The 22,232-nt window shown below is 30.5% G+C and carries 24 protein-coding genes, 2 tRNA genes and 1 other RNA gene; 6 read left to right on the top strand and 21 right to left on the bottom strand.

What is annotated here, in order from left to right; all coding sequences use genetic code 11:
• Nucleotides 1–4: 4 nt before the first annotated feature.
• On the bottom strand, nucleotides 5–1,024 hold the full coding sequence (locus tag FBF11_RS02830; protein WP_002852104.1) for a bifunctional 3,4-dihydroxy-2-butanone 4-phosphate synthase/GTP cyclohydrolase II: 1,020 nt from the start codon (nucleotides 1,022–1,024) through the stop codon (nucleotides 5–7).
• A gap of 92 nt (nucleotides 1,025–1,116) precedes the next feature.
• On the opposite strand from FBF11_RS02830, the gene FBF11_RS02825 reads away from it, so the two are divergent.
• A tRNA-Gln gene (locus FBF11_RS02825) sits at nucleotides 1,117–1,191 on the top strand.
• A gap of 33 nt (nucleotides 1,192–1,224) precedes the next feature.
• Nucleotides 1,225–1,300: transfer RNA gene (locus tag FBF11_RS02820), tRNA-Met, on the top strand.
• A gap of 21 nt (nucleotides 1,301–1,321) precedes the next feature.
• Here the strand turns inward: FBF11_RS02820 and FBF11_RS02815 are convergent.
• The 8 genes from FBF11_RS02815 to FBF11_RS02780 form a co-directional block, all read right to left on the bottom strand.
• Nucleotides 1,322–2,194, bottom strand: a complete 873-nt coding sequence (locus tag FBF11_RS02815; RefSeq protein ID WP_002901349.1) for a YafY family protein — start codon at nucleotides 2,192–2,194, stop codon at nucleotides 1,322–1,324.
• Nucleotides 2,191–3,258 carry an HP0729 family protein gene (locus tag FBF11_RS02810; protein ID WP_057096859.1) on the bottom strand — a complete coding sequence of 356 codons (1,068 nt, stop codon included), beginning with the start codon at nucleotides 3,256–3,258 and terminating at the stop codon, nucleotides 2,191–2,193. The genes FBF11_RS02815 and FBF11_RS02810 overlap by 4 nt, the downstream gene beginning before the upstream one ends.
• Before the next feature lie 8 nt (nucleotides 3,259–3,266).
• Nucleotides 3,267–3,572 carry a hypothetical protein gene (locus FBF11_RS02805; RefSeq protein WP_002859947.1) on the bottom strand — a complete coding sequence of 102 codons (306 nt, stop codon included), beginning with the start codon at nucleotides 3,570–3,572 and terminating at the stop codon, nucleotides 3,267–3,269.
• A 13-nt stretch (nucleotides 3,573–3,585) separates the two neighbouring features.
• Nucleotides 3,586–3,756 carry a hypothetical protein gene (locus tag FBF11_RS02800; RefSeq protein WP_002859946.1) on the bottom strand — a complete coding sequence of 57 codons (171 nt, stop codon included), beginning with the start codon at nucleotides 3,754–3,756 and terminating at the stop codon, nucleotides 3,586–3,588.
• Nucleotides 3,757–3,766: 10 nt separating this feature from the next.
• On the bottom strand, nucleotides 3,767–4,885 hold the full coding sequence (locus FBF11_RS02795; protein ID WP_002873388.1) for a GTPase: 1,119 nt from the start codon (nucleotides 4,883–4,885) through the stop codon (nucleotides 3,767–3,769).
• 78 nt (nucleotides 4,886–4,963) lie between these two features.
• The gene (locus FBF11_RS02790; protein WP_002858584.1) at nucleotides 4,964–5,170 is read right to left on the bottom strand and encodes a membrane protein; all 207 of its coding nucleotides are present in this window, start codon (nucleotides 5,168–5,170) and stop codon (nucleotides 4,964–4,966) included.
• Nucleotides 5,161–5,763 (bottom strand): hypothetical protein, encoded by a 603-nt coding sequence (locus FBF11_RS02785; RefSeq protein ID WP_079254347.1) that lies wholly within the window; start codon nucleotides 5,761–5,763, stop codon nucleotides 5,161–5,163. Before FBF11_RS02785 ends, FBF11_RS02790 begins: the two co-directional genes overlap by 10 nt.
• 62 nt (nucleotides 5,764–5,825) lie before the next feature.
• Complete coding sequence (locus tag FBF11_RS02780; RefSeq protein WP_002858532.1) at nucleotides 5,826–7,202, bottom strand: replicative DNA helicase; 1,377 nt, start codon at nucleotides 7,200–7,202, stop codon at nucleotides 5,826–5,828.
• Nucleotides 7,203–7,355: 153 nt separating this feature from the next.
• Between FBF11_RS02780 and FBF11_RS02775 the strand changes: the two genes are divergently transcribed.
• A complete protein-coding gene (locus tag FBF11_RS02775; protein WP_052790160.1) occupies nucleotides 7,356–8,285 on the top strand; it encodes a DUF2860 family protein in 930 nt (309 codons plus the stop codon).
• A 47-nt stretch (nucleotides 8,286–8,332) separates the two neighbouring features.
• On the opposite strand, the gene FBF11_RS02770 is transcribed toward FBF11_RS02775, so the two are convergent.
• Complete coding sequence (locus tag FBF11_RS02770) at nucleotides 8,333–9,661, bottom strand: MATE family efflux transporter (protein ID WP_002869959.1); 1,329 nt, start codon at nucleotides 9,659–9,661, stop codon at nucleotides 8,333–8,335.
• Nucleotides 9,662–9,841: 180 nt separating this feature from the next.
• Nucleotides 9,842–10,777, bottom strand: coding sequence for an NAD(P)-binding domain-containing protein (locus FBF11_RS02765; protein ID WP_002868072.1), 936 nt, complete (start codon nucleotides 10,775–10,777; stop codon nucleotides 9,842–9,844).
• Nucleotides 10,778–10,847: 70 nt separating this feature from the next.
• Here FBF11_RS02765 and FBF11_RS02760 point away from each other — a divergent pair, with 70 nt between their 5' ends.
• Together FBF11_RS02760 and FBF11_RS02755 are read left to right on the top strand one after the other, a co-directional pair.
• Nucleotides 10,848–12,080, top strand: a complete 1,233-nt coding sequence (locus FBF11_RS02760; protein ID WP_002858629.1) for a glutamate-5-semialdehyde dehydrogenase — start codon at nucleotides 10,848–10,850, stop codon at nucleotides 12,078–12,080.
• Nucleotides 12,077–13,162, top strand: coding sequence for an FUSC family protein (locus tag FBF11_RS02755; RefSeq protein WP_002868070.1), 1,086 nt, complete (start codon nucleotides 12,077–12,079; stop codon nucleotides 13,160–13,162). The genes FBF11_RS02760 and FBF11_RS02755 overlap by 4 nt, the downstream gene beginning before the upstream one ends.
• Here FBF11_RS02755 and FBF11_RS02750 read toward each other — a convergent pair.
• From FBF11_RS02750 to efp, 6 genes are all read right to left on the bottom strand, one after another.
• Nucleotides 13,159–13,956 (bottom strand): amidohydrolase, encoded by a 798-nt coding sequence (locus FBF11_RS02750; RefSeq protein WP_002868069.1) that lies wholly within the window; start codon nucleotides 13,954–13,956, stop codon nucleotides 13,159–13,161. The two genes, FBF11_RS02755 and FBF11_RS02750, sit on opposite strands and share 4 nt — an antisense overlap.
• 10 nt (nucleotides 13,957–13,966) lie before the next feature.
• Nucleotides 13,967–15,259 carry an SLC13 family permease gene (locus tag FBF11_RS02745; protein WP_079263821.1) on the bottom strand — a complete coding sequence of 431 codons (1,293 nt, stop codon included), beginning with the start codon at nucleotides 15,257–15,259 and terminating at the stop codon, nucleotides 13,967–13,969.
• A 118-nt stretch (nucleotides 15,260–15,377) separates the two neighbouring features.
• The gene (locus FBF11_RS02740) at nucleotides 15,378–16,382 is read right to left on the bottom strand and encodes a DUF2891 domain-containing protein (RefSeq protein WP_002858603.1); all 1,005 of its coding nucleotides are present in this window, start codon (nucleotides 16,380–16,382) and stop codon (nucleotides 15,378–15,380) included.
• 9 nt (nucleotides 16,383–16,391) lie between these two features.
• Nucleotides 16,392–17,345: a DUF979 domain-containing protein gene (locus FBF11_RS02735; RefSeq protein WP_002859936.1), complete on the bottom strand. Its 954-nt coding sequence runs from the start codon at nucleotides 17,343–17,345 to the stop codon at nucleotides 16,392–16,394.
• Nucleotides 17,332–18,024: a DUF969 domain-containing protein gene (locus FBF11_RS02730; RefSeq protein ID WP_002856730.1), complete on the bottom strand. Its 693-nt coding sequence runs from the start codon at nucleotides 18,022–18,024 to the stop codon at nucleotides 17,332–17,334. Before FBF11_RS02730 ends, FBF11_RS02735 begins: the two co-directional genes overlap by 14 nt.
• A gap of 159 nt (nucleotides 18,025–18,183) precedes the next feature.
• The gene (gene efp / locus FBF11_RS02725) at nucleotides 18,184–18,753 is read right to left on the bottom strand and encodes an elongation factor P (RefSeq protein ID WP_002855210.1); all 570 of its coding nucleotides are present in this window, start codon (nucleotides 18,751–18,753) and stop codon (nucleotides 18,184–18,186) included.
• A 113-nt stretch (nucleotides 18,754–18,866) separates the two neighbouring features.
• Here efp and rnpB point away from each other — a divergent pair.
• Nucleotides 18,867–19,187, top strand: an RNA gene (gene rnpB, locus FBF11_RS02720) — RNase P RNA component class A.
• Here the strand turns inward: rnpB and FBF11_RS02715 are convergent.
• From FBF11_RS02715 to FBF11_RS02700, 4 genes are read right to left on the bottom strand one after another with little or no spacing between them, the layout of a single operon-like run.
• Nucleotides 19,185–19,460 carry a hypothetical protein gene (locus tag FBF11_RS02715; RefSeq protein WP_002791829.1) on the bottom strand — a complete coding sequence of 92 codons (276 nt, stop codon included), beginning with the start codon at nucleotides 19,458–19,460 and terminating at the stop codon, nucleotides 19,185–19,187. The two genes, rnpB and FBF11_RS02715, sit on opposite strands and share 3 nt — an antisense overlap.
• Complete coding sequence (fliS, locus tag FBF11_RS02710; RefSeq protein WP_002776169.1) at nucleotides 19,441–19,827, bottom strand: flagellar export chaperone FliS; 387 nt, start codon at nucleotides 19,825–19,827, stop codon at nucleotides 19,441–19,443. Before fliS ends, FBF11_RS02715 begins: the two co-directional genes overlap by 20 nt.
• An 11-nt stretch (nucleotides 19,828–19,838) precedes the next feature.
• Entirely contained in the window at nucleotides 19,839–21,767 is a 1,929-nt protein-coding gene (gene fliD / locus FBF11_RS02705) for a flagellar filament capping protein FliD (protein ID WP_057096860.1), read from the bottom strand.
• Nucleotides 21,768–21,769: 2 nt separating this feature from the next.
• Nucleotides 21,770–22,135 (bottom strand): FlaG family protein, encoded by a 366-nt coding sequence (locus FBF11_RS02700; RefSeq protein WP_168977450.1) that lies wholly within the window; start codon nucleotides 22,133–22,135, stop codon nucleotides 21,770–21,772.
• Nucleotides 22,136–22,232: the final 97 nt, after the last annotated feature.

Genomic DNA, 22,232 nt, shown 5'->3' with positions numbered 1-22,232 from the left:
CTTTTTAGTTAAAATTACAAGCTTTAAGGTTTAAACCAAAACCTTCTAAGCCTATATAGTCTTTATCACAACTTTGAGATAAAAGTTTAATTTCTTCTATACCAAAATATCTTAAAATCTGTGCTCCTATACCATAGTTTTTGTATTGAGTGGTGCTGGATTTTTCTCCTTGCATGAAAACTATAACGCCACCATTTTCACTAAGAAATTTGATTTGCTCTAAAAGTTTTGAAAATTTATCTGAAGTTAAAAGCTCAAAATCACTACCACTGATATGAAATTTAACATTTTCACATTTTTTGATATCTTTAAAGCAAAAAGCTATGTGTTGGGTTTGATTATGATCACTAAAGATAAATTTTTCTGCTTTAAAGCCTGCTAAAACACTTTGACTTTTTTCTTCAAGCTTAATAAGACTTTCATGTTTTAGGCGATATTCTATAAGATCGCTTACGGCTATCATATTTAAATCATGTTTTTGGCAAAAAATTTCTAGATCTTCTCTTCTTGCCATATCTCCATTATCTTTTACAATTTCACAAATCACACAAGCACCTTTTAATCCTGCTAATTTACAAAGATCAACCGTGCCTTCTGTATGACCTGTGCGTTCTAAAACCCCACCTTTTTTTGCGATTAAAGGATTGATATGCCCTGGTCTTACAAAATCACTCGCCTTAGCATTATCATCGGCAAAAATTTGTATAGTCATATTTCTTTCATAGGCGCTAACTCCCGTTGTAGCATCTTTTGCATCTACGGTTATAGTAAAAGCAGTTTCGTGGTTTGAAGTATTTTTAGGCACCATTAAAGGAAGTTCAAATTTTTTTGCCAAAGTTTCATCTAAGGCTACACAAACCACACCACGAGCTTCTTTTATCATGAAATTTACTTTTTCTTGAGTACTAAATTGCGCAGGAAAGATTAAATCGCCTTCATTTTCTCTATCTTCTGCATCTACCATAACAAGCATTTTTCCTGCTTGTAAATCCTTAATCGCTTGTTCTACGCTAACAAATTTCATTTTTATTTCCTCAAAATTTTTAAAATTATAACTTAAATTGCTTGACAAATAAATTAAAATTCATTATAATCACACTTTTAAAAAATATTTATTGGGGTATCGCCAAGCGGTAAGGCAACAGGTTTTGGTCCTGTCATTCAGGGGTTCGAATCCCTTTACCCCATCCACTTCTTATTTTATATTTCAAAGATCTTATATGCCGCGAAGTAGAGCAGTGGTTAGCTCGTCGGGCTCATAACCCGAAGGTCGGGAGTTCAAATCTCCCCTTCGCAACCAGTTATGGATTTAAAATAAATTTTATTTAGATAGATTGTTTAAATAACTTTTTAAAATATTCTCCAGCCGTGTTTTCAGTTCTATAGGAGCTAGAATTTTTATATAGGGGATCCACTGTTTAACCAAATGTAAAATTTCATCTTCATAGGAAACTTGAGTGCTTAAAGTATAGCTTGTTTCATCTTCATCAATGATTTGACAATTGCTTAGTATTTCTTTTCTAAAAAAATATTCCTTAGCATTTTTATCAAGCTTTAAAATCACTTCTTTGCTTTCTCCAAGCCAGATATTAGGATCATTTTGGATTTGTTCTTGAAGTTTTTCATTGGGAATAAAATTTTCATTTTTAGTGCGAAGTTTTGAAATTTTATCTAAATTAAAATGTTTTAATTTATCGTTTTCATCTCCTAAAAGATACCAAATTCCTTTGTAATTTACGAGTTTGTAAGGTTTGATTTGGCGTTCTTTTTCCTTGTAGAAAAAATTCAATACATTGTGTTTGAGTATAGCTACACTAAGATCTTTAAAAAGCTCATAATCCACCTTTTGAAAACCTTCGTTTTTTACCATCAAAACTTTATTTACCCTATGGCTTAAAAGATCGACTATAAAGCCTTGATCGAGTTTTGGATAAAGCTCAGCAATGCCGCTTAAGGTGGCGAAATTCTGTATGTCTTTAAAGCTTAATTTTCCCAAAGCAAAGCTTTCTAAAACATATCTTCCATTTTCTTTTTTAATAGGCATAAAAGTAAGTCTTTCGTTAAGATCTCTTTGTATGGTTCTTGTATCGACATTAAACTCTTGTGCAAGCTCTTGGGCACTTAGACTTTCTCCATTGTTAAATTTTGATAAAATCTGCACCAAGCGTATGCTTAATTTGTCGTATTCTTTCATGAAATTTCCTTGTGAGTTAAAATGCTTTTTAACAAACTTACGCCTTCTATGCCTAAAATTTCATTTCTAAGTTTTTTGACTTCATTTAAACTTGGGGCTTTTGCATGAACGGCTTCATTGCGGATTTCTTGAATGAGAGTAAGACTTTTTGAAAAAGGATAATTGATAAATTGAGTTAAACTTTTTCCTAAATGACATTGGATATTTTCATGTCTGAGTAGAAATTTAATACTTCCAAGATTGGGTTTTTGGGTAAAAAAATCTTTAAGTATAAAAGATTTGCCTTGGACATTATAAGTTAAATCATAAAGGCTAGGATCTTTCATACAAGCTTTTAAAAGAACTTTTTTGGCAAAAGCGTAAATTTCATATTCTAAGGTTTTGGAGTATTTGACTACAATGCTTGTAAAATCATTTAAAAGATCGTTTTCGCTTTGTAAAAGCTCTAATTCTGCATGAATGATATTGCTTATGCTATCAGGGTGCAAGAGATAAAAAATCCTTTTGCCAAAAACAAAGCGTATGAAATTTTCTTGCATGGCTAGGTATTCTTTGCTTTTATACACGCTTAGATAATGCTTTTCATCTCCTAAAAAATAAAAACACTCTTCTTTTAATCTCACAGGCAAAGGATAGGTGTAATTATTGCCATAAATGGCATAGGTGTGATCGTTTGGGGTGATAAAATTGGCTAAAAATTTATCTCTTAAAAGACTAAAATCTTCCCTGACTAATTCTCTTAAATCACTGATGATAAAAAAGTCTTCCACTTCTAAATTTTTTTCTTTATAATAACTAGGAATCAAACTTTCATCGACATTTTTAGAAATTTTTACCACCTTAGCGACAAATAAATTAGCATAATCGCTTAAAAAAAGTTGCAAGAAATTTTCTTCATTTGTACTTTGGTAAATTTCTTCTAAGAAATTTTGCTTTTCTTGATCGTTGAGTTTTGATTTGATTTTGCCAAAGGCAACTTGGGATTTTTCTTGTAAAATACTTAAATGTTGCTTGATGACATCTTCTTGATAGTAGGGATTATAAAGGATTAAAAGGTGGTTCATGCTTTGCCTTATTTTAGGATTTCTTTGAGATTTTGCTTGATTTCATTAGGATTTTGCTCGTATTCTTGTATGAGATCTTTTAAAATTTCAAACAACTCGTTAAAATCCTGCGGGTGTTCTTTTTTAAAATTTATTATCAAATCCAAAGTTTTGCAAATACTACTTGCTTGATCTTTGCTGTCATTAAAAGCATTTTTTATATCTAAAACCATACTGATAATACGAGCACTTTGCATAGGGCTTGAAATGCGTTTAAATAAAAAGCCTTTAAACGCATTTGCAAGACTAAGAGATGAGAAAATCTTAGAAAACATTTCTTTTCCTTGATTAGTGTTTTGGTTTAAAAATTTCAAACAAAGAACTTAAAAATCCACTTTTTTCGCCTTTGCAATCACTACATATAAAATCTAAAGTATTTAAAGCATCGCTTTTAGGTTTAGCTAAAAAACTTTTGCCACATTTTATACATTTTTGAAATTTTGGAATAGGCTTAATCATGATTTATTGCTTATTTTTCTATTGATAAATTTTTAAATTCAAAATCAAGTTTTTTTCCATTTTGTATATCTTCAAAATGTTCATCTAAATAATCTATATAAAATTCTCCGATTTTTTTAGTGGCGTTGTAGGCTACTGTTGCGTTAATAGCTCCACCTATAAAATTGACACCAGGAATAAATTTCATAAGACCTGTAGCAAGCGTTTTGACTGCAAATCCTGTAACACCTGTAGCAAGTAAAGCTGTTAAAATTTTTAAAGCATCATCTTTACTGCTTAAATTAAGCTCGTAAATCATACTAATATGATAAATCATAGCACATTGATTGGTTGCAATAAGAGGAAAGTCAGAAAAAGGTATAGGAGATAATGCTACAGTTGAAGATAATCCTGCATAATATTTAATCTTATCTTGAGCCTTTTCTTTGCAAGCTTCTCTTTTTAAATCTTTATCATATTGTTGTTTTCTTGCAAAAGCATTTTTTTGTCCTTCATTTAAAAAACAATAAGTTTTATTGACTAACTCTTTAATACCTAAAAGTTTTTTAACATTTCCTTCATCATCTTCAATTGCTATAGCTCTTACTCTTTCTATTTTTTCATCATCTAATTCAAGCTCTTTTTTAACAATATCCTTAAAACTACAACCATTTTCATCTTTATCTTGTTGAGCTTTAGTGATAACCAATATTGTACAAAATTTTTCAGATTTTAAAAATTTTATTAATTCTTTTTCTTGTGGTTCTATTCTTCGATTTGCTTCACAAATACAAAACCATACCAAATGAATTTGATCTGAAGGTTCTTTTGCTTTTTGATCTTCGATAAATTGTTTTAAGTTATCAATACCTTTGTCATCTTTTATTTCAAGACCTTTACTATCATATATACAAAGTCCATCTTTTTCATATTTGTTTAAATTAGCAGTGATTGGAGAGCCGCTACCTGTTTTGGCTACTTTTTCACCAAATACGGTATTAATTAAAGTACTTTTTCCTGCACCTGTTTTTCCAAGTATTAAAACATTTAACTTATTATTTTCTTGTTCTTCTTTTTTGATTTTTTCAAACGATGTCATTATCTCGTTAAAAAAAGATCCATTGTTGAAATTAAACTCATTATTTGCCATATTTTCTCCTTGTTTTTAAAATTTTTAACTTTGTATTTTATCAAATCCCCCCCCCCAGTCAAGGGGGAAGTGAAATTTTTAAGTTTTACGCCATAGCACTAGCGCTAAAATTGTGATTAAATATATAGCACAAAATATTATATTATAAGGATAAGGTTGCATAGAAAGAAAAATAAGTATCGCTATGCCAACAAAAACCATAAACGCTATAAAATACAAACCACACATCAACACTATGGCAACAAAGCCAGCTATAAGGCTTAAAATTCCAAGTATTATTCCCATTGTTTATCCCACATAGGAGAACTCCACACAGAAGGAAAAATATACTGAGGAAAAGTTTGAAATTTTGTTTGCAGATAAAATCTCTGTGTTTTTCTCTCCATACTTTCACTTATCATTTTTACAACCGCTAAGTCATTTTTTTCGCTTTGTGTTTCCAAAAAAGCACTCAAGCATTTAAATTTTTTAGCATAGTCGATCACTTTTATCATTTGATCTTTATAAGACGACAAAAGAAATTCTGTTTTATGATTATTTTTAGAGGTAAAATTTTGCTCAAATTCTAAAAATTCCTTAGAATTAAAATATTTTGAAAAGCCGCTATAACACTCCATACATTCGCAAAGAAATTCTTGAATTTGATTTTTCTTTTGTTCGATTTCAAGCTCTCTTTTGAGTTTGTATTCTTCGGTATTGATCATATCTTTACAGCTTGGAACAATAGCATGTGTATCAAATTTTCTTTCTGGCTTGGATAATTTTTCGTATAATTTTTTTATGCCATATCCTGTAGCTGTAAGAGCTATACTACCAAATGCGATTTGTTTTAACATTTTCTCTCCTTGTTTTAAAATAACAAAGAAAGTATAAAACACCCTTGCGACAGGTTGTGTCGTAAAAAATAACTTTAAAATATTAAAAACTTATTTTATTAAAGCTAGCCTGTAAATTCAGTAGTTTCATAGCCTATAGGTTTATCTACAAAACAAGATTTTTCTTTTAAAAATACAACTTCTATAGTTCCAACAGGTCCATTTCTATTTTTTCCAACAATAATTTCAGCATTTTCTTGCATAGGATTTGGTATAAAAAGCCTTTGATAAGCTTTGCCTTCGGCTTTAGCTTTATTCTCTCTTTCTTTTTCTTCTTGTTCTCTATAAACCTCATCGCGATATACAAACAAAATAGCATCCGCATCTTGCTCTATAGCTCCACTTTCTCGCAAATCACTCATCAAAGGACGCTTATTTGCCCTTTGCTCTAAGCCACGATTAAGTTGTGAAAGTGCGATAATAGGCATATCAAGCTCCCTAGCCAAAAGCTTAAGTCCTCTTGAAATTTCACTAACTTGCAAATGTCTATCATTAAAATTTGAATTACTCATCATAAGCCCTATATAGTCAATCACACAAAGTCCTATACTTTCATCTTGAGATTTTAAACGCCTTAAAATAGCCCTTACATCAGCAATAGTTGCATAACCACTATCGTAAATATATAATTTCTTTTGACTATAATCATTGCAAGCATCTCCTAAACGCTCCCATTCATCATCGTTTAAATCTGCAGTTAAAATTTTTTGCAAAGGAATAGAAGTTTTAGAAGATAGCATTCTTTGCATGATTTGAGTTGCAGGCATTTCAAGAGAAAATAAAGCCACGCCTTTTTTTTGTCTTAAAACCTTATCAATGAAATTTAAACAAAGAGTTGTCTTTCCCATACCTGGACGCGCGGCGATTATTATAAGTTCACCCCCTTTAAAGCCTTTTGTCATTTTATTTAGACCTTCAAAACCTGTATCAAGCCCTATAATACCTTTATTTTCTAAAGTTTTTTGCTTTTTAAATTCTTCAAAAAGTTCTGATATTACCATATCAACATCTTTAATATCTCTAGAATTCACACGATTTGTAATGCTAAAAATTTCTTTACCAATTTCATCTGCGATTTCACTTACAGCACGATCTTCATTGATACGAGTTGGCAAAAGATGTGCAAAACTCAAGAGTTGTCTTTTTACGGACTTTTCGTGAAGTTCATTTACATAAGCAGGCAAATCTATCATAGAAGGAGTGGCAAGAATTTCTGCTAAAATTTGCTCATCTATTTTTTTATGTTTTCTTAAAAAACTTACAGAAATGGGCTCTTTGTTATTACTACAAGCTATAACCGCTTTAAAAATATCTTGGTGAGCTTTAAGACTAAAATCTTTTGGGCTAATATCACCTGCTATACTAGCATAAGCTTCTTCACTCATGATACAACTGCTTAAAATAGCTCGTTCTAAATCCAAGTCATAATACTCTTGCTGCACTAAATTTCCTTATAAATATAAATTAATTCTAAAAATTCTATCTAAAAAAACTTAAATTATAAAACTTAATTTTTTTATAAATATTTAATGTAATATTAGTTACAATTATAAATGTAATTTAATTACAAACAACAAACATTTCAAGGAGAACATTTGAAAAAATATTTATTTTCCTGTGTTTTAGCCTCCATTTTAACCCAATCAGCTACGGCTGTAGAATTTCAAGAAGGTTTTAGTGGAAATTTAAGCATAGGTGTGGGTGCAAGGGATATTAAAAGTAATATTTCAACCTTGGCAAACAGCGATTATCTAAGCAGTCACAATGCTGATAATTCACACTCCTCTTTCATTCCTTTTATCGGTGCAGAACTTTACTATGGTAATCTTATAGATAATGATAGAATTTTTATTAAAAACTACAATGGAAGAGATATCAGCGGTATAGCTTTAGGCTACGAAAGAGCTTATTTAGAGCGTTTTAGCACTTCTTTTTCTGTAATTTCCTCTTTAAGAGAAAAAGCTTATGCAAATCCTTATGTAATAGGAAATAGAGAAGAAACTGATGTTGATAGATATGGTTTTAAAATCTCTCAACTTTATGAAAGTGATTTTGGGAAATTTACCACTTCATATTTATTTAGCAAAAACAAATATGATAAAGACACTATCGCACAAAGCTCTTTAAAAAGGGAGGGATATTATCACGAAATTGAATTAAACTATAATTATAGCTTATTAAACCTAGGACTAAATTATGATTACAATGATGCAGACGGAAAAGCTCAAAGCTATTCAAGATATGGTTTTAGTATAGGAACAAATTTGGCTTTTGCTAATGATTACATCTTCACTCCAAATTTAAATCTTAGCAAATATGAAGCAGTAGGAACTGATCCTATCTTCCACAAAAAACAAGATGGTAATATAGTTAAGCTTAATCTAAAAGTTGTTAAAAATCAATTTTTGGGTTATAACGGACTTTATGGTTTTGCAAATTATGGCATAGAAAAAAGAAATAGCGATATAGGATTTTATGATGAAACCTATCAAATTGTCCTAACTGGTATAGGATATAAATTCTAAAAATTATAAAAAAGCTCCTTTGATAAAATTTAAAAAAGATCTATCTCCTATAAAGATAGATCTTTAAAAATTCTTTTAAGAAAAATCCAAGCTAAAATCAAAACACAAAATTCAGCAAAAAATGGACTTAGCCATACTCCATTTAAACCCATAAAACAAGATAAAAACAAAAGAAAAAACAAAGGTATAAATAAATTTTGCGCCAAACTTAAAACCAAAGAAAAGCTTGCCTTATTAAAAGCTGTCAAAAAAGAACCACTTAGAACATTAAACCATGCAAAAAAATAATTAAAAGCAAAAAGCATCAAAGCTGTATAAGCAAAAGTTTTAAATTCTTGATTGTTTTCTTTTGTAAAAAGCGTGATTAAATTTTCTCCAAATATCAATATAAGCACTATAGAGAATAAAGATAAAAATCCCCCTGCAAAAAATACCACTTTTATAATAGCTTTGATTCTTGAAAAATCTTTTTTAGCATAGTTGTAACTAAGCGCAGGCTGCATTGCATCACCCATAGCAATAATAAGCATTATAATAAAACTATCAATATATAAAACTATAGAAAAGGCTGCCACGGCTTGAGTATCAGAAATTTTTAATAAAACAAAATTTGCAAAAATACTATACAAAGATCCTGAAATATTGCCAAAAAACTCACTGCTTCCGTTATAAAGAATATTTTTAAAAATTTTTAAATTCATATATAGGCTCGAAATTTTAAGCTCTAAATTTTGAAACAAGAAAGGAAAAATTCCAAAAATACCACCTAAAACAAGTCCCAAACAAGTTGCAAGAGCAGCTGAAAATAAGCCCCAACCCAACTCGACTATAAAAATATAATCAAGCACTATATTGCTTAATGCTATAATCACATTCATTACCATACTATAAGCAGTTTTTCCGCAAATTCTTAAATAATTATCCAAAGCAAAAGAAAGCATAGTAAAGGGTGCAAACAAAGCAAAAACAAACATACATTCTTTAGTCATCGTTTTAATCTCATCGCTAACATTTAAACAATCAATCAAAACAGGTCCTAAAAAATACTCCAAAATTCCGATAAAACAAGAGATTATAAAGATAATCAACATACTTGAGCTAAATATCTTTCTAGCTAAATTCTTCTTGCCTAAACCTAAATGCATAGAAATTTGCACTGCTGATCCTATGGCTATCATATCAGCCAAAGCAAAAGACATCATGATAAAGGGAATAATCAAGGCTAGTGCCGCTAAAGCATCACTTCCTAGATATTTTCCAACAAAAATTCCATCAACTATATAATAAAAAGAAATAAAAGCCATGCTTATAACATTTGGCACGGCACATTTTACAAAAAGCCTAAAAGGGCTTAAGGTGCTAAAAATACTTGACATAATAATCCTTAAAATATTTAAAATTAAAAATATTTTAAACCGCTAATAAAATGCCAAAAGTCCTAGTATGTAAGAATTTAAATAAAGTAATTTCGCAATAAGTTTATTAATATTTATTTTATTTTGCATATGAATTTTCTAGATTAAACTAAAATAAAAATTTAGCCCAAAGGCTAAATTTTAAAGCACAGAAAGAATTTTCACAGCGTCATTTAACCCTGTAACTATACTTGCTCCATTTTTAGTAGCAATATCTCCTGCTACAAAGATGCCTTTAACATTGCTTTGTTTGTTTTCATCCATTAAAGGCACGCCTTTATCATCAACATTAATCCCACATTTTTGTAAAAAATCAAGTGGAGTAGAACCACCAATAGCATAAATGATTCTATCATAAATATCGCTTGTACCATCGGTAAAATTTACTTTAGCTTTGCCATTATCATCTTCTACTTCATTAATGTCAATTCCTAGTTTTAACTCTACCTTACCCGAATTTCCAGCTTCGTGAATATCTTTAAGATTTATATCATTTAATCTTGTAAATTCTTTTTTACGATAACAAAGGCTAACTTGATTTGAATTTGCCAAATCCACAGCGTATTCTGCTGCTGAATTTCCGCCACCTACAACAAGAATTTTTTCATTTCCCAAAACTGAATTGGCATTAAAATTAATGATTTTTGTTAAAGTCATAGGAAGTTTGTAATCAGGTTTATTAGGTTTACCCATTCTACCTATAGCAACAATAATGTTTTTACACTCATAAACACCTTTAGCTGTACTTACTAAAAAAACTCCATTTTCATTTTTAACGCTCTCAACTTCAGAACCAAATTCAACTTCTATATTGTGCTCTTTTAAAGCGTTTTGAAAAGTTTCTATAGTGCTTTCTTTGGTGCCATCTTCAAAAGTAACATGTCCGTGATTGGTTCCTTCGCATCCCTTATAAGCTTTATCTACTCTTTTGCCATCCTTATAAAATTGCATTAAAGTTTGACAAATGTTATTTGATTTTTCTAGTATCAAAACTTCTTTGTTTTTAAGCTTGGCTTCAACTGCACAGCCTATCCCTGTTGGACCTGCACCTACTACAATTAAATCTATTTTTTTCATTTATATTTACCTTTCAATTCTAAATTTTTTTGTATAATTTATCAAGTTTTTTGTAAATAAAGGATTAAAAATGCGAAATTTGCTTGAAAATATTAAGAAAAATTCTCAAAAACTACTTAACTTAACACCCAAAGATAAAGAAAAAATTATTCTAAAATTAGCTCAAATTTTAAGAGAAAATTTCAAAATTATCCTAGAAGCAAATAAAAAAGATATGGCAAATTTCACAAAAAGCGGAGCAATGAAAGATAGGCTTTTGTTAGATGAAAAACGTATTTTAGCTCTTTGCGAAGGCCTAGAAAAAATCGCTTACATCGAAGATCCTATAGGCAAAATTTCTAAAGGCTGGAAAAATTATGCGGGTTTGAGCATACAAAAGATGAGTATTCCTTTAGGACTCATTTGTGTTATTTACGAAGCAAGGCCTAGTCTTAGCGCTGAAATCGCAGCTTTAATGATAAAAAGTTCCAATGCTTGTGTATTTAAAGGCGGAAGTGAAGCAAAATTTACAAATGAGGCTATATTTACTCTTGTTAATAAAGTACTTAAGGAATTTGATTTGCAAGATTGTTTTGCTATGTTTACCCAAAGAGATGAAATCTTGCAAATTCTAGCCTTTGATGATTTAATCGATGTGATCATACCTCGCGGAAGTTCAAATATGATACAAGAAATTGCAAACAATACCAAAATTCCTCTCATTAAGCAAAATAAAGGCTTGTGTCATGCTTTTGTAGATCAAAGTGCTAACTTAGATATGGCTTTAAAAATAATCCTTAATGCAAAGTGTCAAAGAGTAAGTGTTTGTAACGCTTTAGAAACGCTTTTAATCCATGAAAAAATTGCTAAAAATTTTATAAGTCTTTTAATACCTGAATTTGAAAAATTTAAGGTAAAAATTCACGCCCATGAAAATGCTTTGGCTTATTTTAACAACTCAAATTTAAAAATTTTTAAAGCAAATGAAAATACCTTTGATACAGAATGGCTTGATTTTGCTTTAAGTGTAAAATTAGTAAAAGATTGCGATGAAGCTATAGAGCATATCAATAAACACAGCTCCTTGCATTCTGAAACCATTATCTCAAATGATGCTTCAAATATCGCTAAATTTCAACGCCTTATAAACTCATCTTGTATTTATGCTAATGCTTCAACGCGTTTTAGCGATGGAGGAGAATTTGGCTTTGGTGGAGAAGTTGGAATTTCAACCAGCAAATTGCATGCAAGAGGTCCTATGGGGATTGAAGATATTTGCACTTATAAATATATAATCAATGGGGAAGGACAAATTCGAGAGTGAATAAAATAGAAATACTAAAGCAACACTTTAAAGAAATTGCTAAATTAAATTCAAGCGAACAAGTTTGGCAAATGCCTTTTTTTGCGGCTTTAGGCGTAGGTATAGTTTTAGGGCTTAGTGTATTTTTTGGAAAATTAAACTATGGACTCATTGCCATGATAGGAGCTTTGTCTTTTTTATATGTTCCAAACACTCCTTTATATCATAGAATGACTGTTGTGATGTGCTGTTCTTTTGGCATAGTTTCTAGTTTTTTCTTAGGAATTTTAACTCATTTTTTGCCTGCAATTTTTGCCTTCATCCCTATAGGAATTATGGCCATGGGAAGTTCTATTTTAATTAGATACTATAACATTGGTGCACCTGGATATTTTTTCTTTGTATTTTCTTGTGTTTTAGGAGCCTATTCTCCTTTTGAAGCTAAGGATTTTATCTTTTTAGTAGGTCTTGTTTTTCTTGGAGCAATGGTAGCTAATTTAATGGCTTTGTTATATTCTATCGTTGTGATTTATGGATTTAAAAATGCTTTACCTAGCGAAATTCCACCTAGAGAATACATAGGTTTTGATGCAGTTTTTGTGGATTCTTTGATCATGGGTTCTTTTGTGGCTTTTTCTATATTTATAGGAACTTTTTTAAAACTTGAAAGAAGTTATTGGATAGCCATTTCTTGCACAGCTATTATGCAAGGTGTAACTTTAAATTCTATATGGATTAAACAAATTCAACGCATCATAGGAACGGCCTTAGGAGTATGTTTTGCATGGTGGCTTTTATCTAAACAATTTCACGATATAGAGCTTATTTTACTTATGATGTCTTTGTTTTTTATAGGACAATTTTTAGTCAATCGAAACTATGCTTTAGCTATGATTTTCTTTACTCCTTATGCTACTTATCTTTCGGAAGCAGCTAATTTTATGAGTGAAAATGCAGATAAATTAATACTCGCTCGTTTAATTGATGTTGTAATAGGAAGCATTTTAGGGCTTTTAGGTGGTTTTGTGATTTACAAACCTTATCTAAGAGTGCATTTTGAACGCATTGCAAAATACATCTTTAGGATAAAACAAAAAGCTTAAAAGCCAAATAAAGCACAAGCATTATCCCCTAAAATTTGCTCTTGTTCTTTTTTAGATACGACAACTTCATTAAAAGCCACTAGAGCCGATGAAAAATTAATATTTGCTTCAAAATTTGTATGTGGCCAATCGCTTCCAAAAACAAAATTGCTAAGTGGAAAATGTTCTTTTAAAATTTCATATATTTTCTTTGCAAATTTTACAGCTTGTTCATTATTAGCATAGTCTATTTTTGCTCTATAAAAACCGCTAATTTTAAAAAATATTCTAGAGTTTTTTAAGCAAATTAAATCCTCTAAATTTGTTAAGTTTGCATTAGCTCTTGCTAAATGATCGATAACAATATTACAACCATAAGGAATTAAATTTTCAACAATATCAACAAGATTATTATCTAAATCTCTTTGAATTTCTATTTGCATTTTAAGCTTACTTAAATTTTCAAAAAATTGAGTCCAAACCATACTTTTAAAATTTGGTAATTCTTTGCCAATTAAATTTAATCTAACTCCACAAGCTTTTCTTTCTTTTAGTTTTTTAAGCTCATCAAATTTAATATTTTCATCAACCACAACTATAGCTTTTATATTTTCATCTTTTTCTATACTCTGAAGCAAAAATTCATTATCAATACCTAAAAAACTTGGCTGAACTAAAACCCCTTTATTAAAATCATAATGATCTAAATTTACTTTATAATCTTTAAAACTAGCGTCATAATCAGGTTTATATCTTGCATTTGCAACCGTATTTAACTTTTTCAAAAATATATGTGCATGAGTATCAATCTTCATTAAATTATCCTTATAAAATAAAACTCATTATAATAGTGGCTAAAATCGCCGCTATAAATCCTATAGGCACAGCTTTAATAAGTAAATCTTTAAATAATTTTTCCTTATATTTGTCAGGACAAGATCCTAAAATTAGACTTCCTCCAGAAGAAAAAGGAGAAATAGCAGAAGCTTGAGCCCCTACAACAATACAAGAAAAAAGCAATGCCTCGCTTAATCCACTGCTTGCAGCAATGCTTGGAACTATAGGAAAAAGCGCTGGAGTAACCACACCCAAAGTACTTGAAAAAAGCGACATAAAAGCTGCAATAGCACACATTATTAACGGAATAAAAATCACATTGATCTCATTTTCTACAAGATCTGAAAATAATTTTATAACCCCTGCTTCAACTGCTATGCTAATTAACATCCCTACTCCACAAATCATTATCAAGGTCCCCCAAGGAATTAAAGCAACAACTTGTTTCTCATCGGCTAATTTTAAAAATAAAGCAATGGCGACAAAAATCATGGCTATCATGGCTATATCTATTTTTTTATTAAAATAACTAATTGTCTCATTATGTGGAAAAATAATATTTAGCACAGGAAAGATTAAAACAACAACAATCATCATAAACATGAGAATTAAAGTAGTTTTTTGTTTATAATCAAATGGATCAGGTTTTGAAATAACACTAATTTTTATATTATTTTTAAAAGCATTAAACACAAAAAAAGATAATACCACAATAGGCAAAATTATAGTAAAAGCAAAAATAATACTAGAATTTGCAAAAGCTTCATTTGCTTCAATGCCTGAATTTTCCATCAATCCTCGAAAAATAATCCCGCTTTGAGAAGTCATAAAATTTGCTCCTCCCAAAGCACCATAATTTATAGCCATAGCTCCAGCAATTTTGCTTAAACCGATTTTATCGCAAAGTAAAAAAGTAAGTGGTGCCATAAAAGCTAAAACTGTATAAAAACCTGCTCCTAAAGCAGCTATAATAGCACTAACCACAAAAATAACAAAAGGAAGCAAATAAGGATGATTAGCAAAACGATACATCAAATGTCCAGCTAATTTTTCAAGAGTTCCATTTACGGTTGCAAAATTATAAAACAATGAGACAGCAAAAATAACAAAAAATATAGAAATAGGCCAAAAAGCTATGATTTTTTTAGGAGCTAAATCCATAAAAAAAGCTCCTATAATATAAGCAAAAATCATAGCAAAAATTCCAACATTATGTCTAGTAATATAGCCCAAAATAATAGCCACTATAATACTAGAGATGATTAAAAAAACCATTATCATCCTTTAAAATATTATAGGGCTTATAATATCAAAAAATATATTTTTCAAAGCATAAAAACAAAATCTAAATTTAAAAAATATCTATTTAGCAACAAATTTACTCATCTTATGAAATTTTTTATAAAATATCCACATCCAGAGCAAGCAAAGCAAAGCTTCCTAGCCAATGCGACCCAAGATAATCATCTTCTATATGAGCTATAGCTTTATCAAAATGCTCTGTAGCATTGTTTCTTAAAAGAATTTTTAAATTTTCATCGCAAAAATTTGAAAGTATTTTAAAACACCAAGCACGACTTAAATTTAACCCATCTAAATGTGCTATTTTACCATCGCTCCTATCACTCACACTCACAGGGGTAAATAAAGTTGCAGGCTCTTTTGCTTCTAAATTTGGCAAATATGCTTTAAAAAATTTTACAAAATCATTTTTATGTAAAACAGCACTTAAAAGCACCGCTTCCATCAAAACAGGAGATAAAAACTCATCTCCACAAGGCTCTAAAGCTTGCATATTTTTATCATTTAAAAACCACTTTTTAGCACTTTGGATGATGCAATACTCCAATTCTTGATCTTTTTTAAATCTTGCATATTCTAAAGCAAAATACAAAGCAAAAGAGCTATTAAAATGGGTTCCAACTCGTATAGGATAATCCATCTTAGGTAAAAACTCCTTAAATTCTTTAACAAAGAAATCAGCTATGCCTTCTAAATTTTTAGCCCAAATTTCAGCTTTGTCATTTTCTTTAGCAAGTAAATTTATCTCCAAAGTCAGTTTTAAAAACCATCCCCATCCATAAGGTCTTTCAAAACCTTTGTGTGCAGGGTTTTGAAGATATTTAAGCTCTCCTTCTGCTTTTTCTTTGCTAAATTGAGAATCTAGAGCTTTGATGATTTCATCCTTTGGGGCAAAATGAGAAAAATCTTTTAAAATTTTCACCAAAAGCCAGTGAGAATGCACGCTAGAATGCCAATCATAAGAACCATAAAATATAGGATACATAAGTTTTGGCGGTTTAATATCATTGATATCATTAAAAGAATGTGTGATTTTATTTGGCAATTCTCTAAAAATATTTTCTAGTGCAATAAAGCTAAATTGTTTTATAAATTTTTCCATTGTTTCTCCTTAAAATCTAAAAGCTAAAAAATACATTAAAAAGATATTAGCTACAAGCAAAACAAGTCCTGACATAAACTGGGCTTTAATTACGCCATTTTTATCATCCAAATTTAAAAGTGCCGCAGGAACTATATTAAAATTTGCAGCCATAGGCGTCATTAAAGTTCCGCAAAATCCACTAAGCATTCCAATCGCACCTATAATAGCAGGATTTGCATGCATTTGTATGATTAAAATCGGCAAAGCAATAGCAGCAGTAATCACAGGAAAAGCTGCAAAAGCATTGCCCATTACTATAGTAAAAAGCGCCATAGCGATACAATACACAGCTACTGCAATAAAAGCATTATCTAAACTAATATAACTAGATAAAAGTTTAGATACTTGATCGCCCATTCCTGTAGAAACAAAAACTACCCCAAGTGTAGCCAAAATTTGCGGTAAAAGCGCCGCCCAACTAATGTGATCCATAGTATGTGCTGCATCTTTAACAGCTCTTTTAGGAGAAGCTTTAAACATAAAACAAGCAACTATTGAAGAAATAATTATACCTATAATCAAAGCCATCAATGTAGCATTTTTATTTTCAAAAAAACTCAAATGGGGAAATAAAAAAGTCCCAATAAGTGTAATCAAAGGAACCATTAAAGCAGGAATAAAAAGTTTATTTTTATAAATATTTGCATGTTTTATCTCGTATTCTTTTTCTTCTTTGCTAACTTCGATCTTTGCTGGTTTTAATAAATTAAACCCTGCTATAAGTGCTAGTAAAATCACTATACAACCCATCACAAAATGAGGCAAAACTCCTGCTAGTAAAAAAGTAAAACTATAACTTATCCAAAATACCCCGCCGCTTATTCTTGATTTTATATCTTTAGCTTGATTAGAAAAACTTAAAATTCCAAAAACTAAAAATAAAATTCCTACAATATAATAAAGTAAATCAAGACTTATCATCACTCAACCCTTTATAAGTTTTTTCCAATCTTTTATCAAATAAATAAAGTCTAGAGCAATGGATAATTAAAGCCAAAATTCCAGTTGGTATAGCCCAAACTGATAAATGCAATGGCTCAACAATAATACCATTGCTCTCATAAAAAGCTTTAATAAATAAAATAGAATGCACGGCTATAAAAATATCCTCTCCAAAAAATACAGCAACATTATCCGTTCCCGCAGAAAAAGCTTTGATTTTTTGACTATCTTTATGTGTTAAGTTTTTAAATTTAAGCTTAGCTGCAGCTTCTGCCATAGGGGCTATTAAAGGTCTTATCATCTGCGCATGTCCGCCTAAAGATAAAAGCCCTAAAGCTGCAGTAACTTGTCTAAAAACAAAATAACACATTAAAATTCGTCCTGTACTGGCAACTTTTATTTTGGATATTAAATTTTTAGCCTGCTCTCTTAAGCCTTTGCGTTCCAAAACAGCAAGTAAAGGTAAAATAAGCCAAATTATAGCAACATAGCGATTATCTACAAAAGATTTTCCTATATCACTAACAACCTTAACAAAATCAAAACCTGAAACAAGTCCAGCATAAATTCCAACTGAAGTTACCACTAAAAAGGGGTTAATCTTTAAAGCAAAACCTAAAACAATCAAAGGTATAGAAGCAAGAAGTAACCATTCCATCAACCATCTCCATAATATGAATTAGAAATATTATAGAAATTTTAAATTGAAGAAAAGTTTAAAAAAATATTTTTAAGAATGGAATGAGAAATTAAGTAACAAAATAAATTTTATATAAATTTAAAAAAGCCTTGGAATAGTCCAAAAGCTTTTTTTGTATTATTTGTTCGCTCTTTCTATATACTCACCACGCACAGTATCAACGCGTATAACTTCACCTTCTAACACATGAAAAGGAATTTGCACTACTGCGCCTGTTTCCAATGTAGCCGGTTTTTTATTTGATCCTTGAGTATCACCCTTAAAATTTGGAGCTGTTTCGATGATTTTGAGTTCAACAACTTGTGGAACTTCTACGCCGATAGCTTTACCATTATGGAAAAGCACATCTACCATCATACCATCAAGCATCCATTTTTTCGCCTCACCTACATCATCATCACTAATAGCTACTTGTTCATATGTTTGCGTATCCATAAATTGGCAATTTTCACCATCATCATAAAGATACTGCATAGTTTTATCTTCTAAATTTGGAGCTTCACATTTATCACCTGCATGGAAAGTTTTTTCAAGTACTTTACCATCAATAAAAGATTTGATTTTAATACGCACAAAAGCAGGACCTTTGCCTGGTTTTACATGCTGATACTCGACTATTTTAAAAGGAATTCCATCGATTTCTATTTTAAGTCCCTTTTTTAAATCACCCATTGAATAAGATGCCATAAATTTCCTTTGTTAAAAAATAAAAAACAATTTTATCAAATTTTGATTGATATCACAATAAAATTATTTTATTTGATGAAAAAATAAGTAAAATTACGCTAAAATCCAAATTTAAAGCATAGTAAATGCTCGCTTCTTTTTAGGAGAGGAAAGTCCGAGCTGCTAAAGACAAACATTCCATCTAACAGATGGCTAGGGTAACCTAAGGGATAGTGCAACAGAAAGAAAACTACCACGCAAGTGGAAAAGGTGAAACGGCGGGGTAAAAGCCCACCAGCGATTTTGGTAACAATTTCGGCTATGTAAACCCAATGTGCAGCAAGAAGGGATGGTTAGCGTCTTTGTTTTAACCCTTCGCTTGATTTTGTTTGCAAAAACAAAACTAGATAAATGAGCATTCAAGACAGAACTCGGCTTATCGCTATGCTTTTTTAAGATTTAAAATATGTCAACGCTTTTTGAAATTTTTGAATTTCAACAGCTTTTGTTTTTTTCTTTTGTTCAATCAGTATAACAGCTTCTTGCAAAAGAGCTTGAACTTGATAAAATACATCATTTGCATTTTCTTTTAAAAAATCTTCTGAAGGCGATTCTTTGGCTAAATTTTTAATAAAAGCTTTCATATCAAGTTCATCAAGTAAATTTTCAAGTTTATTGATATCTTCTTGGATTAATGCAAGTTTAAAATCACTGAGCCACTGTTTCATTGTTATGCACTTCTCTCCAAGCTTCTAGTAAACCTTTGGTTACATTTATAACTTCATTGATTCTATCTTCGTTATTTTCTAAATTTGCCAAAGATAAAAGTTGAATTTCTCTTGTATAAAGCCCGCTTAAATAATGTGCCACTTCTCCGCCTTTTTCATAGTTTAAAGTATTAATAAGCTCTATAAAAATAGCCGTGGTTCTTTTTACAAAATACACTCTTTGTTCTATATCTTCATTTCTTATGGCTACTTTAGCTCTTGCACAAAAACGCAAAATTCCCTCATAAAGCATTTCAATAAGTTTTTGCGGGGACTCTATCCCCACTTGATTTTGAGAATAAGCATTATAGGCTAAATTATTTTGCATCTTTTTTATCCTTAATTATTAGAATTGTTTGCCGCATTAATCATATTAGTCACAGTATTTAGCTGTTGATTGAGTTTATTTAAAATACTCTCATATTGCAACCATTGATTCGCCATTGTATCATATCTTGTATCAATCATAGCCTGAGTCGAGTCTTTAGAGGTATTTAATGATTTAATATCATTTGTCAAACTCTCATCATATTTTGTAATTGAACCATCTTTTCCAGTCATCTCTTGCAACGTGGCTTTTAATTTTGAAAAAATACCTTTACCTTCTATAGGCTTAGAGGTTATATTTACGTCAGACAAACCTAATTCCTTGAGAATGTTAGCATCTCCTTTGATTGAAAAATCCGAGCTACCATCTCCACTAAAATTCAACCTAAACCCTGTAACATTGTTTTGATTATAGGATTCAACCTTAACTTTTAAGCCTTCAATACCTTTACTGTTTATATGATTAGCTAAATTTTGAAGCAATTCTTCCTCTGTTTTTCCTGTTAATTTAAAATTAGTACCATCAGAATTTTTAGATAAATCATATGTTTGATTATTAAAAACTATAGTAAAATCTCCTGGTTTAAAATCTAAACCATTAGTATTACCTCCATTGGAATTAAGATATTTACTTAAACTTCCTGTCTTAATTACCTCTCCTGTGTGATTAATGTCTTCGTATTTAGTAATATTTGAAAAAAAACTTTCAGTAGAGTCTGGATCTTCTTTAACTTTTTGTTCAAATTTAGAAGAATCAAAACTCAAAGTGCCTGCATCATTTAAACTTAAGCCAAAATCCTGCATAGAAAGCATAACCTTAGTGTTTACTTTATTACCATTTGCATCTTCAGTAGTTCCATCAACAACTTGAGAATCAAACAAATCAGCAAGAATGCTTGAGCGTATTGAATTTACTTCACTGATGCCTTGTAAAGTTCCTTTTGTTCCAGTTTCACTATTATAGTCAGTTGCAGCATTAAGATTGGTTACTAAATCATTATAAGTATCCACCAAATCTTGCATGGCTTTTGTCACACCTTCAAAATCTTGCTGTACATCAAAATTAATTTCACCTGTTTTATTTAAAGTTAAAGTCATTCCTACACCAAGATCGGTAACAGTATTACTTGATCTAAACATCTTAATACCATCAAGTGTAAATTCTGCATTTTGCGCAGTTTGGATATGCAAAGAAGCATCCTTAATGCCATAACCTTTTTTATCCTTATCTGGATCAATAGAAGCCGATACATCTAATCCCCATCCAAGATCGTCGAATATTTTTTCTGCATTTGTATCTTTTTGATATTTACCATTCGAATCTTTTTTTCCCGCATAGAAACTTATCGCACTGTCTTCGCCTGTTTCTTTGCTGGTTAAAGTTAAGCGGTAAGGAGTGCCTTTCTCTCCTGTGTTTACAATCTTAGCAACAATCTCTCCTCCACTAGCTTCATTAATTTTATCAGCTAAATCTCTATAGGTTGTGTTTTTATCTACCGTAACAGTATATTCTTTGCCATTTGAAAAAAAAGTAAGATCGGCAGTTCCATTTAATTGTGCATTAACAAAACCACCGTCATTTGCTAATCCTTTACTTTGATACACATCTTTTTGTGCAAGTTGAGTAACATTGATATTCATGCTTTGTAAAGCAACACCCGAATTAACCGTAAGACTTGCTGGAGGATTATCGCTAATACTTCCTACAACTTTTCTTTTCGCAAAAACCGTAGCATCGGCTAATGATGAAACAGCCGTCTGAAAACTTAGTAATTTAGTTTTGATTTCTGTTAAATCTTTTTGTTTGGTTGTATTTTCTTCAATTTTTTTAGTATAAGGATCAATACGAGCTTTTTGCTCTGCTTCTTTTAATTTATCTATAGTATCTTGAGTTAAAACCCCAGAACCAAATCCTAAACTAGATAGACTACCAAATGCCATTTTTAACTCTCCTTATCAAATATCATTCCTATCACATCCCTAAAATACTCAGCTAATCTCATAGCTTCTTCACTAGGAATTTGACGGATTTCCCTTCCAGTGCTTTTTTCAGTCACGCTAATATACATAGAACCGATTTTATCACTATAACCAAAACGAACATTGGTATCTAGAGAATCCATTTGCTCATTTAACTTTTTTGTAATATCAGCCAACTTTTCACTCACACCTCGTTGCTGTCCATCATCGCCTTCTTGACCTTGACTTCTATCGGTTTGAATGTTTAAACTAGCCTGTATCTCACTTGTTCTTTGGCTAATGTTTGCCAAAGCTGTATCCATTTGCCCATTTGCCTTCGATATTTCCATTTTAAAATCCTTTTTAAAATTTCCTATTGCTAGTTAAAAGCTTATATCGACAAATTTATAAATTTATGAACACTTATAAAGAAAATTTTATTTTTCA

This window comes from Campylobacter sp. CFSAN093224 (assembly GCF_012897395.1).
Taxonomy (GTDB): domain Bacteria; phylum Campylobacterota; class Campylobacteria; order Campylobacterales; family Campylobacteraceae; genus Campylobacter_D; species Campylobacter_D jejuni.
Note: the sequence above shows the minus strand (reverse complement) of the source record. Positions and strands in the feature narration are given on the sequence as shown.